The following is an 11,757-nucleotide window of genomic DNA, read 5'->3' as shown; positions in this document are numbered from 1 at the left end:
GCCCGCTCACCTCCCTGCGAGGCGACCGGCCAGGGCTGCCTCAGAAGGACTGAGCGTGGCTGCTGCGCCCTCCAGGAAGTCCCAGTGGGCAGCTGTACCGTCGGGTCTGGTGACGGATCCGGCCCGCAACGCCTTCTCTATACGTTTGCGCACCTGCTCTTCGTTTTCGGGATGCGTCGCGAAGACCACTCGCACAGTCAGGGTTCCGTCGATCCGTTCCGCCCTGGTGTTATGCGGCGCCAGAGGGCATGGCGGCGGATGCTCCAGGCTGCCGCACAACTCCAGCGTCACCGCGGCGCCGGGGGCGTCGTCGTCGGAGTTCCCGCTCACCGCAAGAACCGCCTCGTGAACATAAGGTGCCAGCATTACTGCCCCGATTCTTTCCGGCCGGATAACTCGCCGGCAAGGTTCCGACGCGCTGCTTCCAGCCACAGATCCCGAGCTCGCCGTGTGTGGAAAAGCGGATCAAGCTCCAGCAAGTGACGGACGACGGCGGCCCTCCCGGCAGCGAAGTCGGCGTCACCGATGTGTCCGTATTCTTGGCGGACGGCGCTGACGTACCGGGCATATTCATCGGGTTCTCCGCCCAGAACGGAAAGGTCCGCATCCGACAGAAGTGCGCCGTCGCGGTCTCCCTGCTCCGGGCGGTGGTCAGCTGTCATGCGCACCAGCCGGGCGACTTCCGCTACCTCCGCAGCGGGAAGTCCGGCCTCGTGAAGGCGCTCCTCTGCCAGGACGGCCGAATCCTCCTCGTCCTGGCCCGCTATCCCGTGGTAGACGGCGTCGTGAAACCAGGCAGCCAGGATCACAGTCCGGGGTGGTTCCTCCGGTTCGGTGAGCACATCAAGCGCCTCGAGGGTCGACAGGAGATGGGTGCGACCGTGGTACTTCCGGTGCTCTTCACCCCAGCGGTCCAGCAGATCCAGGAACAGAGCATCATGGCCTGGAAGGACGGTGTTCCAGCGGTTCAGGAGCGGGACTTTGAGGGATTTGTTCCGAAAGCGTGCCGGGATGCGGAGGCCGCTGGCAATCAGCTTGCGGACCAGGATACGGGCCTCAACGGGAATGGCACCCGCGTCTATCAGGGCGTGGTAGCGGGTCTCGGAAACGTCATAGTGGTCGCCGTCGAATGCCCGCGGCGGGATGCCGGCCTTGGCAGTGAAGGCGTGAAGCTCATCAAGGGAGGTGTCCGAGATCAGGTGCGAGAAGAGCGTTCCGTGGGCCGGCCACAGCGGCGGATCCAGGTAGATGGCCATGGACGAAGTCTAGTGCCGGGGGTTGGCGCGCCTTCCCGCCCAGTTACTGGGCCCGGCTGCGGCGTGTTGCCCGCGACATCCCGGTCCAGGCGCCAACGGGAATCAGGTAACCGGGCGGGAAGGAGCGGACCCAGCTGGACCCGGTTCGGAAGGAAAGAACATTTGCGGAGGAAACGGGGGCAATACTCCGCATTTGAGGATTATGCTGGAGCCATGCCTATGATCCGCATTGCTGAAGCTGCCAGATTCCTAGGCGTCAGCGACGATACCGTCCGGCGCTGGACCGAGAACGGAACGCTAGCCCCGGTGAAGGACCAGTCCGGACGCCTGGCCGTGGATGGACTGGACCTGGCAAGACTCGCCAAGGACCAGTCCCAGCTTCCCGATGACCCCACCAAAGTTGGCAGCTCGGCCCGGAACCGCTTTGTCGGGCTGGTCACCGGCATCACAATGGACAAGGTTATGGCGCAGGTCGAGCTCCAGTGCGGCCCTTTCCGGGTGGTCTCCCTCATGAGCAGCGAAGCCGTCCGGGAACTTGGGCTGGAACTGGGTTCGGTAGCCACGGCGGTGGTCAAAGCCACCACGGTTATTATCGAGACGCCCCAGGGCAAGTCGTGAGGATGAGCGGGCCCACCAAGCGGTTAGTACGGCTTGCGGCGCGACTGGCGGTGGCTGGCCTGGCTGCGGCTCTCGTCGCCGGGCTTTCCGGTTGCGGAAACACCAGCGCGTCCGGATCTGAGACCGTCACGGTCTTTGCTGCCGCCTCCCTGAAGGGGAGTTTCACCGAGCTGGCCCGCAGCTTCGAAAGCCGGCATCCCGGCGTCAAGGTGGTCCTCAGTTTCGCGGGCTCCTCTGACCTGGCAACGCAGATCATTCAGGGTGCGCCCGCGGACGTCTTTGCTTCCGCGGACACCCGGAACATGGCCAAAGTAGCAGACGCAGGCCTGGTCAACGGCAGCACCAAGGCCTTCGCGAGCAACACCCTGGCCATCGCCGTGCCGCCTTCCAATCCGGCGTCCATCCGTTCCTTCACAGACCTCGGCAGGCCGGAGGTGAAGGTTGTTGTCTGCGCCCCTCAGGTTCCCTGCGGTGCTGCAGCGTCAGCTGTTGCACAGTCCGCAGGAGTGGAGCTGAAGCCTGTGAGCGAAGAATCGTCGGTCACGGATGTGCTCGGAAAAGTGGCCTCCGGAGAAGCCGACGCCGGCCTTGTCTACGTGACCGACGTCCGGTCTGCGGGGAACAGAGTTCAAAGCATTCCGTTCCCTGAAGCATCAGCAGCCGGAATTACCTACCCGATCGCTGCCTTGAAGACTGCGGGAGAGCCGGAACTCGCCGACGATTTCATTGCCATGGTCCGCGGCAGCGAAGGTCAGCAGATATTGTCGGTCGCCGGCTTCGGTCCGGCTCAGGGGGACTAGCGCTATGCCGTCCAGAAAGCCGGCCAGCCATCCCGCAGCGTACAGCGGCATACCTTCGTGGATCTATGCAGTAGCCATCGCGGGCGCGCTGCTGGTGATACTGCCGCTCGTGGCGATGCTGGCCAGGGTCAACTGGCCTCAGTTCATCCCCCTGATCACCTCCGAATCCTCTCTCGCTGCGCTTGGCCTCAGTCTCCGGACCTCCGCGGCGAGCACAGTGCTGTGTCTCTTCCTGGGCGTTCCGCTTGCCCTGGTTCTGGCGAGGGGACGCTTTCGGGGCCAGCAGATCCTTCGCGCGTTTGTCCTGTTGCCGCTGGTCCTTCCTCCGGTGGTTGGTGGCATCGCCCTGCTCTACACGTTCGGCCGGCAGGGCCTGCTCGGCGGAACGCTTGAGGTGCTGGGCCTGCAGATTGCCTTCTCGACGACGGCGGTGGTGCTCGCGCAGACCTTTGTGGCCTTGCCGTTCCTGGTGGTGAGCCTTGAGGGGGCCCTCCGTTCCGCGGGCGGCCGGTTCGAAGCGGTGGCCGCCACGCTCGGGGCCCGCCCCACCACCGTGCTTCGCCGCGTGACGCTGCCCCTGGTCCTGCCCGGCCTGGTCTCGGGCGCAGTCCTGTCCTTCGCCCGGAGCCTGGGAGAGTTCGGCGCCACCCTGACCTTCGCCGGGAGCCTGGAGGGGGTGACCAGGACTTTGCCGCTTGAAATCTACCTGCAGCGGGAATCGGATGCCGATTCCGCCGTCGCCCTTTCACTGGTCCTTGTTGCAGTTGCCGTCACCGTGGTGGGACTCTCGTACCGCCGTCAGGGTTTCCTTGGCGGGACCGGCAGCACGTCCAAGGAATCCCCGACGGCGGTTGTCACCGGCGGGAGCCTCCGGTGACGTTCACCTTCAGCGCCGCAGTCCGCGAGCGGAATTTCGACGTCTCCTTCACCGTAGGACCGGGGGAGACGGTGGCGGTCATGGGACCGAACGGAGCAGGCAAGTCCACGCTGTTGGATCTCATCGCGGGCTTGCTCCATCCCGATTCGGGAAAATCGGTGCTTGGCGGCAGGGTCCTTTTTGAGGCCCGCGACGGCGGCCGTAACTGGCTGGCGCCACACCGTCGGGGTACCGCGCTCCTGGCACAGGACCCGCTGCTCTTTCCGCACTTAAGCGCCTTGGAAAATGTCGCCTTCGGTCCACGCAGCAGCGGAGCCAGCCGGACCTCCGCCCGGAACACTGCGCACGAGTGGCTGGACGCCGTCGAAGCAGGAGGCCTGGCTCAAAGGCGGCCGGGTGAACTGTCCGGCGGTCAGGCGCAGCGGGTTGCTGTAGCAAGGGCACTGGCGGCCAGTCCCGAACTGCTGCTGCTGGACGAGCCGCTCGCCGCGCTGGATATCCACGCCGCTCCCTTGCTCCGCCGCCTGTTTAAACATGTACTCGCCGGCCGGAGCGCCATCATCATCACGCACGATGTCCTCGACGCGCTGATGCTGGCTGACCGTGTCATCGTCCTGGAGAACGGCAGGATCACCGAAGACGGGCCCACGCGCCAGGTTCTCCAGCGGCCCCGGAGCAGGTTTGCGGCCGGGCTGGCCGGGCTGAACCTCCTGGCGGGGACCGTCACGGAGGACGGCATCACCACTGCGGAAGGCGTGCACTTTTCAGGCCAGCACGACGACGGCCTGGAGCCCGGGCAGGACGGCGTGGCTGCCTTCCCGCCGTCGGCCGTTTCCGTATTCCTTGGCGAGGCCCACGGCAGCCCGCGGAACTCCATGGCGGTGACCGTAACGGACCTTGAACCCCACGGTGACCAGATCCGCGTGCGTGCCGGGGCCCAGGGTGAGCTGGCGGCCGATGTCACGCCGGCAGCAGTGGCGGACCTCGGGCTGGCGCCGGGGATGAGGGTGTACTTCGTGACCAAGGCAGCAGCAGTTTCTGTCTATCCCGCCTGAGGTGTATCCATTCCCGGGGCCAGGTGTCAGGCGTCGTCCTGGATCGGGTGATGGCTGATCATGGATACCCTGTTGAAGGCGTTCATGGTGATGGCCAGCCACGTCACAACCGAGAACTCCTCATCGCTCAGGTGTTGGCGTGCGGACTCTTCCTCCCGCTCGCGGGCGGCCGCATCAGGGAGTTCCGTGACGGATTCTGCTAGGGCGAGCGCTGCGCTTTCCTGTTCAGTGAAGAGGTCGGTGTCCCGCCAAGCCGAAAGGACTGCGAGCCGCTGGGTGGTCTCGCCTTGCTTCAACGCATTACTCACATGCATGTCGAGGCAAAAGGCGCAGCCGTTCAGCTGGGAGATGCGGACGTACAGCAGTTCGACCAGCATGCGGCTGATTCCAGCCTCCTCGGCGGCCTCCCGTACCTTCAGGCCAACTCCGTTCAGCGACCGCCAGAGCGGAGGATGCTGCTTGTCGATGAAGACATGTTTTGTAGGGGTATCGTCAGGCGGGCTCTGGTTCATGACTCCCACAATAGGTCAGGCGGGCGGAGGGATAGCGGGCATTTCCATGACGACCCGCGGCCACCTGTTCAGCCCATGCGCAGTCTCTGCTGCCACGACCCCGCGGATGCCTTCAGACCAGCGGTTCTCCGGGACTTCCGTGAAGCCTAGGCGCCTGTAGTAGGGAGCGTTCCACTCAAGGTCCCTGAACGTTGTCAGAGTCAGCCCCTGGAGAACACACTTGGCAGCCCTGCCCGCAGCTTCGATAATCAGGCTTCGGCCAAGGCCTTGACGGGAATGGTCCGGGGGACGGTCACCTGGTCTATGTGCGCCCACCCGTCAAGTTCCTCCAGGATCAGGTACCCAACGGGCAGATCCGACGTGTCTGTGGCCACCAGGATCCGGCCTGCCCGCTGATGGCAGCCAAGTGGCTGAGTTCCGGGGGAGGATCCTCGGCTATCGCGTCCATCCCGGCCAGCCGGAACATCGCCCCCGCGGCCACTTCGATGTCCTGAAGCCTGGAGAGTTCGTCAGGTCGTGCCGGCCTGATCATATCGCCGCCCTGATCATTGCCCGCCTCAGTCCGCAAGGATGTGATAGAGCGCCCGGCGGGTTTCGTCGATTTTCTCGATGGCCGCATTGCGCTGTTCCTCGGTGGCCGAGAAGCGGAACTGGTGGATAACCCCCATCAGCTTGCCCACGCTCTGATGAAACGCAGGACCGGTTCCCTTGGGGTCGGAGTTCCAGGCGTTTTCCAGTTCCTCGGCGTTCTCTTCCACATACGCCCTGCCCTCGTCAGTGAGCGTGAACTCCGTACGCCGGCCCTCCCCAACAGGAGTGATGAGTTCCTCATCAACGAGCTGCTGCAGAGTGGGGTACACGGAGCCCGGGCTGGGGCGCCAGGTACCTGAGGTCTTCTCGGCGATCGTCTTGATCAGCCCGTACCCGTTGGATGGTGCTTCGGCGAGGAGGGAGAGGATTGCCGAACGAACGTCCCCCCTGTTGGCCCGCCGTGATCCGCCGGGACCAAAACCGGGGCCGAAGCCAGGCCCAAAGCCGGGACCGAAACCACGGCCCCCCGGGCCGAATCCGCCTGGTCCGAAACCGCCATGTCCATGGGGTCCGCGTCGGCTCCTGCCCCGCCCGAAGCGTCCTAGTGCTTGGCCGACTTGTCCTGCTGGTCCGCCTTGTTCAGGGGTTACAAATTTATTGTCGTGAATGCCTTTCATAACGGCATCGTCCTTCCATCTGGTTTTCTCTTGTCAGAGTATCGCCGATGCTTCGACGATACTTAACGATATATCGGTAACTATCGCCGGTCAAGAAAATGTTTTGAGCAGATGATGAAACGCCAACTCGTTGGCAATCAGAGCTGCGGGACCCTGCGCGAAGAGCCGAAGTTCGTGCAAGATGGAGAAATGGACGCCGCTGACGCACTCAATGAGATTGCTTTCTGGCTCGAGCGTGACCTCGCTCCCACGTTCAAAGTGAAGGCATTCCGGAATGCAGCGGAGACCATCCAGGGAATGGGCGAGGACCAGTTGGCTGAGGGGGTCCGGACTGGCCGGCTGCGGAAAATGGGAGGAATCGGGGACAGGACATTCGAGGTCATCAGGCAGGCGCTGGAAGGCCAGGTGCCCGATTACCTGGAGAAGCTTCGCAGCGCGGCCAAGCCCCTTGTCCAGGGCGGCCAAGGGTTGCGGAAAGCCCTTCGTGGCGACCTTCACAGCCATAGTGACTGGTCCGACGGCGGTTCCCCCATTGAGGTTATGGCGGACACGGCGCGGATACTGGGTCACGAATACCTGGCCCTCACGGACCATTCGCCGAATCTCAAAGTTGCCAACGGGCTCACAGCTGAACGCCTCGCGAAACAGCTGGACGTTGTAGCCGTTATTAATGAACAGAGCGGGGGTGAACAGTCCGACGGGTTCCGGCTCCTGACCGGCATCGAAGTGGACATTCTGGAGGATGGCAGCCTGGACCAGGAGGCCGTCATGCTGGACACCCTCGACGTCGTGGTGGCAAGCGTGCACTCGAAGCTCCGCTCGGAGAAAGGCACCATGACCCGGAGAATGCTGGGAGGGATCAGGGATCCCCACACCAATGTCCTTGGCCATTGCACCGGCCGGCTCGTCACCGGCTCCAGGGGCACGCGCCCCGAATCAGAGTTCGACGCCGAAAGGGTGTTTGCAGCGTGCGTGGAGAACGACGTCGCGGTCGAAATCAACTCCCGTCCAGAGCGCCAGGACCCGCCGGACAACCTGATCCAAATTGCCCTCGACGCCGGATGCCTCTTCAGTATCGACAGCGATGCGCATGCCCCCGGTCAGCTCGACTTCCTCCAGTACGGGGCGGAGCGTGCTGTGCTGAATGAGGTGCCGGCCGACAGGATCGTCACCACCTGGCCTCTGGAAAAACTCCTGGAGTGGACGCGGCGGAAACGCTGAAAACGACTGTTCGCCCACGGCAAAAAATGCACCTCGTGAGGTACTAACCGAAAGTTGAGCGTAGTACACTCAACTTAGACCACAACTTCGAAAGGAGCCCTCTTTGGACGTCAAATTCACCACCAAGAGCCAGGAGGCTCTTTCGGCAGCAGCCATGAATGCCTCCACGGCAGGAAACCCGCAGGTGGAGCCGGCCCACCTGCTCAAGTCGCTCATGGATCAGCGCGAGGGCGTCGCCGTCGCGCTTTTGCGTGCCACCGGTGCGGACGTCGATGCGGTCAGCGTCCAAGCAAGTTCAGCCATCAAAGCTCTCCCAGCGACTTCCGGATCATCCACGCAGCAGGCACAGCTGTCCCGGCCTGCCCTACAGGCAATCCAGAATGCCAAGAATGAAGCGGACAAGCTTGGAGACACGTACGTTTCCACTGAGATCCTCCTGCTGGGAATATCCGCCGGCAACGACGCTGCAGCGAGACTGCTGCGCGACGCGGGTGCATCCCATGAAGCGCTCCTTGCCGCCTTGCCGGGCCTGCGGGGGGACCGGAAGGTCACCACTGAGAACCCGGAAAACACCTTCCAGTCACTCGAAAAGTACGGCACGGACCTGACAGCCATGGCGCGGGCAGGCAAGCTGGATCCCGTCATCGGGCGCGATTCCGAGATCCGCCGCATCATCCAGGTCCTGAGCCGTCGCACCAAGAACAACCCCGTCATCATCGGTGAGCCTGGCGTTGGCAAGACCGCCGTCGTCGAAGGTCTGGCCCAGCGCATCGTCGCCGGAGACGTCCCGGAAAGCCTCCGCGGCAAAAGCCTGATCGCCTTGGACCTTGCCTCCATGGTGGCCGGGGCCAAGTACCGCGGCGAATTCGAGGAGCGTCTCAAGGCTGTCCTGGAAGAGATCAAGAACTCTGAGGGAGAGATTGTCACCTTCATCGACGAGATCCACACCGTGGTGGGTGCAGGTGCAACTGGCGACAGCTCCATGGACGCCGGCAACATGCTCAAACCCATGCTTGCGCGCGGCGAACTGCGCCTGATCGGTGCCACCACCCTTGACGAGTACCGCGAGAACATCGAGAAGGACCCGGCGCTCGAACGTCGCTTCCAACAGGTCTACGTGGGTGAACCGAGCGTAGATGACACCATCGGAATCCTTCGCGGGCTCAAGGAGCGCTACGAGGCGCACCACAAGGTCGCCATTGCCGACTCCGCCCTTGTCGCTGCTGCCACGTTGTCCCACCGCTACATTTCCGGGCGGCAGCTGCCTGACAAAGCGATCGACCTCGTAGACGAAGCCGCTTCCCGCTTGCGTATGGAAATCGACTCCGCCCCGGAAGAAATCGACCAGCTGCGCCGCCAAGTGGACCGGCTCACCATGGAGGAGTTGGCCCTCACTGGCGAAACGGACGCCGCTTCTGTGGAACGCCTTGCTGCCCTCAGGGCGGACATGGCTGACAAGAAGGAACAGCTCGACGCCCTGAACGCCCGGTGGGAAGCAGAAAAGGCCGGCCTCAACCGCGTGGGCGACCTCAAGGCGAAGCTGGACGAGCTGCGCTCTGCCGCGGACAAGGCCCAGCGTGAAGGTGACCTGGAGACTGCGTCACGCGTGCTTTACGGCGAAATTCCTGCCCTCGAGCGGGAGCTGAACGCCGCCGCCGAGGCCGAGGCTGCCGTAACGGACAAGTCCAACCAGATGGTGGCGGAGGAGGTCACGGCGGATGACATCGCTGAAGTCATCTCCGCCTGGACCGGGATCCCGGCGGGGCGGATGCTCCAGGGTGAAAGCCAGAAGCTGCTGAACATGGAGCAGGTGCTCGGAGCCCGGCTTATCGGTCAAACCAAGGCAGTCGCTGCCGTCTCCGATGCTGTTCGCCGTGCCCGAGCAGGGATCAGCGACCCCAACCGGCCCACAGGTTCGTTCCTGTTCCTGGGACCCACCGGCGTGGGTAAGACGGAACTGGCCAAGGCGCTGGCGGATTTCCTGTTCGACGACGAACGGGCCATGGTCCGGATCGACATGTCCGAGTACTCGGAGAAGCACTCTGTGGCGCGGCTGGTGGGTGCCCCTCCCGGTTACGTGGGCTATGAGGAAGGCGGCCAGCTGACTGAAGCCGTCCGCCGTCGTCCGTATTCCGTGATCCTCCTTGACGAGGTGGAGAAGGCTCACCCTGAGGTCTTCGACATCCTCCTGCAGGTGCTCGACGACGGCCGGCTCACCGACGGCCAGGGGCGCACCGTGGACTTCCGGAACGTGATCCTCGTGCTGACGTCCAACCTGGGCAGCCAGTTCCTGGTGGATCAGACCCTGGATGCCAACGCGAAGCGCAATGCCGTGATGGCTGCGGTGAACGCATCGTTCAAGCCCGAGTTTCTCAACCGGCTTGACGAAGTGGTGCTTTTCGATGCGCTGACCGTGGAGGAGCTTGCGAAAATCGTGGAGCTTCAGGTGAACGAGCTGGCCGCGCGGTTGCACGGGCGGAGGCTGACCCTGGAAGTGACCGACGGTGCTCGTGCCTGGCTGGCGATGTCCGGGTTTGACCCTGCCTACGGCGCCCGGCCATTGCGCCGCCTGGTGCAGCGCGAGATCGGCGACCGGTTGGCCAAGGCGATACTCGCCGGGGAAATCGCCGACGGCGACACGGTCCTGGTGGATACGGCAGCCGACGTCGACGAACTCACGGTTGAGGGCCTGATGTCAGCAGGCGGGAATGACGGCAGGGAACTCGTAGGGAGCGGTCTCTCGGTCCGCCGGAAGGGCTAGGCGCGGCCGGAAGGGCTAGCTGGGTGACGCCGCTCAGGGGAGCAGGTTTTCCTTGATGACATTGCCAGCATCGGCCGTGACGTAGCAGTCCACGCGGCGGTCGCCCGTTTCCCAGCTCGTAGTGCTCGGGAACGCAGTGCGCTGCAGGAGCACGTAGTTTGCCTCGGCGCCATTGAGTTTGGCGCCCTGGCAGACTTCGCGGCCCTTGTTCCTGAGCGCATCTTGTCCGGGGTAGTCATCACCTTCCGGATAGTGATGGACAGCGACGAGTTGCGCCGAGTGCTCCGTATCGCATGCCACCACGGTGGAGGCTGTCGCGTTGGGGTCGAAGTCCTTGAAGCAGTCACCGAGGCGGAAGTCCAACGGGCTCACCCCTTCCCGGGGCAGCGGAAGGGGACTGGCGTCAGCAGTGGCCGTGGGGGTGCCGCCGTCGGAAGCCTGTCCGTTCTGGGAGCCTGTGTTCAAGAACGTCAGCAGGCCCCAGGCCATCAGCCCCAGCAGCAACAGGCCGGTTCCGATGATGCTGCCATTGATGAGGAGTTGCTTGGAACGATCTGACATGGGCTGTCTCGGTTTGCGTTCGGCTGCGATTGGTATGTATTCAACGGATTCACGGGAGCTTGGTCCCGGCGTGAGTACGTCCGCGGCGCTTGGCTCTTTGGCGGGCGGCGGGACGGCCGCCGGTTTCCGTGGCGGGGCGGGAGGGATCACCGCGATGGGAACGGTCGGAGGTTTTGCAGGTTGCGGCGGCACACGTGGAGCGCTTTTGCCCGCGCCGGAGCCGCCCTGATGCGAGTCATCTTTGTTCTGCCCAGCATCTTTTTTATCCACTCCGGAGCTCACCTCTTCCCTGCTATTCCTGATGCGGGATACCGGCGGTGGCCAGCAAATCCGTGCATCCCCCACCCCGACTCTACCCAAGAAACAATCAAGGAAGTGGTCTGCGAAGAGTGTGCTGCGCGAGACACTTGCCACAGGGGCGGTTATCTGGCGCGCAGTTGCTCCAGAAAGCATGTAACCTAGGTGTACGACAAATTGACCAAACATTCCGGGGCCTCACCGATCGCCAAGGTGACCACCTCCGGTCCAAGTACAAAAGGGGGTCACGCCATGGGGCGCGGCCGTCAAAAGGCAAAAGCTACAAAGCAGGCTCGGGACATCAAGTACTACTCCCCGAACACTGACTACACGGCACTTCAGCGCGAGCTGACGGGCCCGGGAAGTCGTGCCACGAGCCATTTCGCGGATGAGCCGGTAGAACCGGACTATTCAGCTTATGTGGATAAGTACGCGGACGATTTGGAAGAAGACGACGACGAGGTAGACACCCGTCGCATCGGCTAGTTGTCACCACTGAACTTGCCGTAAGGCACTCTCAGTAGCGTGCCGCCGTCGTGCCCAGAGTGCGATGCTTCTTTGCGGTACCCCGAATCCATGTACGTATGGACG

Annotated in this window: 13 protein-coding genes; 7 read left to right on the top strand and 6 right to left on the bottom strand. The window is 63.6% G+C overall.

Annotated features, from left to right (window positions below; translation table 11 throughout):
* Nucleotides 1-6 precede the first annotated feature (6 nt).
* Both M1D88_RS18700 and M1D88_RS18695 read right to left on the bottom strand, forming a co-directional pair.
* Nucleotides 7-366 carry a hypothetical protein gene (locus M1D88_RS18700; RefSeq protein ID WP_458112230.1) on the bottom strand — a complete coding sequence of 120 codons (360 nt, stop codon included), beginning with the start codon at nucleotides 364-366 and terminating at the stop codon, nucleotides 7-9.
* Nucleotides 366-1,256, bottom strand: coding sequence for a DUF4031 domain-containing protein (locus M1D88_RS18695; RefSeq protein WP_458112229.1), 891 nt, complete (start codon nucleotides 1,254-1,256; stop codon nucleotides 366-368). Before M1D88_RS18695 ends, M1D88_RS18700 begins: the two co-directional genes overlap by 1 nt.
* Before the next feature lie 213 nt (nucleotides 1,257-1,469).
* Between M1D88_RS18695 and M1D88_RS18690 the strand changes: the two genes are divergently transcribed.
* From M1D88_RS18690 to M1D88_RS18675, 4 genes are read left to right on the top strand one after another with little or no spacing between them, the layout of a single operon-like run.
* Nucleotides 1,470-1,874, top strand: a complete 405-nt coding sequence (locus tag M1D88_RS18690; RefSeq protein ID WP_458112228.1) for a TOBE domain-containing protein — start codon at nucleotides 1,470-1,472, stop codon at nucleotides 1,872-1,874.
* Nucleotides 1,875-1,876: 2 nt separating this feature from the next.
* Nucleotides 1,877-2,674, top strand: coding sequence for a molybdate ABC transporter substrate-binding protein (gene modA / locus M1D88_RS18685; protein ID WP_458112227.1), 798 nt, complete (start codon nucleotides 1,877-1,879; stop codon nucleotides 2,672-2,674).
* Between the two features lie 4 nt (nucleotides 2,675-2,678).
* On the top strand, nucleotides 2,679-3,551 hold the full coding sequence (locus tag M1D88_RS18680) for an ABC transporter permease (protein WP_458112226.1): 873 nt from the start codon (nucleotides 2,679-2,681) through the stop codon (nucleotides 3,549-3,551).
* Nucleotides 3,548-4,606 carry a sulfate/molybdate ABC transporter ATP-binding protein gene (locus M1D88_RS18675; RefSeq protein WP_458112225.1) on the top strand — a complete coding sequence of 353 codons (1,059 nt, stop codon included), beginning with the start codon at nucleotides 3,548-3,550 and terminating at the stop codon, nucleotides 4,604-4,606. The genes M1D88_RS18680 and M1D88_RS18675 overlap by 4 nt, the downstream gene beginning before the upstream one ends.
* A gap of 26 nt (nucleotides 4,607-4,632) precedes the next feature.
* Here M1D88_RS18675 and M1D88_RS18670 read toward each other — a convergent pair whose 3' ends face one another.
* The 3 genes from M1D88_RS18670 to M1D88_RS18660 form a co-directional block, all read right to left on the bottom strand.
* Complete coding sequence (locus M1D88_RS18670) at nucleotides 4,633-5,118, bottom strand: carboxymuconolactone decarboxylase family protein (RefSeq protein ID WP_458112224.1); 486 nt, start codon at nucleotides 5,116-5,118, stop codon at nucleotides 4,633-4,635.
* Between the two features lie 334 nt (nucleotides 5,119-5,452).
* Nucleotides 5,453-5,650, bottom strand: coding sequence for a hypothetical protein (locus M1D88_RS18665; protein ID WP_458112223.1), 198 nt, complete (start codon nucleotides 5,648-5,650; stop codon nucleotides 5,453-5,455).
* A gap of 25 nt (nucleotides 5,651-5,675) precedes the next feature.
* A complete protein-coding gene (locus M1D88_RS18660; protein WP_458112222.1) occupies nucleotides 5,676-6,326 on the bottom strand; it encodes a PadR family transcriptional regulator in 651 nt (216 codons plus the stop codon).
* A gap of 189 nt (nucleotides 6,327-6,515) precedes the next feature.
* Here M1D88_RS18660 and M1D88_RS18655 point away from each other — a divergent pair, with 189 nt between their 5' ends.
* On the top strand, nucleotides 6,516-7,547 hold the full coding sequence (locus M1D88_RS18655; protein ID WP_458112221.1) for a PHP domain-containing protein: 1,032 nt from the start codon (nucleotides 6,516-6,518) through the stop codon (nucleotides 7,545-7,547).
* Nucleotides 7,548-7,650: 103 nt separating this feature from the next.
* Entirely contained in the window at nucleotides 7,651-10,308 is a 2,658-nt protein-coding gene (gene clpB, locus M1D88_RS18650) for an ATP-dependent chaperone ClpB (RefSeq protein ID WP_458112220.1), read from the top strand.
* A gap of 33 nt (nucleotides 10,309-10,341) precedes the next feature.
* Here clpB and M1D88_RS18645 read toward each other — a convergent pair whose 3' ends face one another.
* Entirely contained in the window at nucleotides 10,342-10,869 is a 528-nt protein-coding gene (locus M1D88_RS18645; protein ID WP_458112219.1) for a septum formation family protein, read from the bottom strand.
* Nucleotides 10,870-11,418: 549 nt separating this feature from the next.
* Between M1D88_RS18645 and M1D88_RS18640 the strand changes: the two genes are divergently transcribed.
* Nucleotides 11,419-11,652, top strand: coding sequence for a DUF3073 domain-containing protein (locus M1D88_RS18640; protein ID WP_458114571.1), 234 nt, complete (start codon nucleotides 11,419-11,421; stop codon nucleotides 11,650-11,652).
* The last annotated feature ends 105 nt before the right edge of the window (nucleotides 11,653-11,757 follow it).

The sequence above is a fragment of the Arthrobacter sp. R1-13 genome, assembly GCF_054161475.1.
Note: the sequence above shows the minus strand (reverse complement) of the source record. Positions and strands in the feature narration are given on the sequence as shown.

Coding starts and splice junctions, on each gene's coding strand:
- M1D88_RS18680 (WP_458112226.1), top strand. CDS start 2,679: ATGCCGTCCAGAAAGCCGGCCAGCCATCCCGCAGCGTACAGCGGCATA.
- modA (WP_458112227.1), top strand. CDS start 1,877: ATGAGCGGGCCCACCAAGCGGTTAGTACGGCTTGCGGCGCGACTGGCG.
- M1D88_RS18640 (WP_458114571.1), top strand. CDS start 11,419: ATGGGGCGCGGCCGTCAAAAGGCAAAAGCTACAAAGCAGGCTCGGGAC.
- M1D88_RS18695 (WP_458112229.1), bottom strand. CDS start 1,256: ATGGCCATCTACCTGGATCCGCCGCTGTGGCCGGCCCACGGAACGCTC.
- M1D88_RS18690 (WP_458112228.1), top strand. CDS start 1,470: ATGCCTATGATCCGCATTGCTGAAGCTGCCAGATTCCTAGGCGTCAGC.
- M1D88_RS18655 (WP_458112221.1), top strand. CDS start 6,516: ATGGACGCCGCTGACGCACTCAATGAGATTGCTTTCTGGCTCGAGCGT.
- M1D88_RS18700 (WP_458112230.1), bottom strand. CDS start 366: ATGCTGGCACCTTATGTTCACGAGGCGGTTCTTGCGGTGAGCGGGAAC.
- M1D88_RS18645 (WP_458112219.1), bottom strand. CDS start 10,869: ATGTCAGATCGTTCCAAGCAACTCCTCATCAATGGCAGCATCATCGGA.
- M1D88_RS18665 (WP_458112223.1), bottom strand. CDS start 5,650: ATGATCAGGCCGGCACGACCTGACGAACTCTCCAGGCTTCAGGACATC.
- M1D88_RS18660 (WP_458112222.1), bottom strand. CDS start 6,326: ATGAAAGGCATTCACGACAATAAATTTGTAACCCCTGAACAAGGCGGA.
- M1D88_RS18670 (WP_458112224.1), bottom strand. CDS start 5,118: ATGAACCAGAGCCCGCCTGACGATACCCCTACAAAACATGTCTTCATC.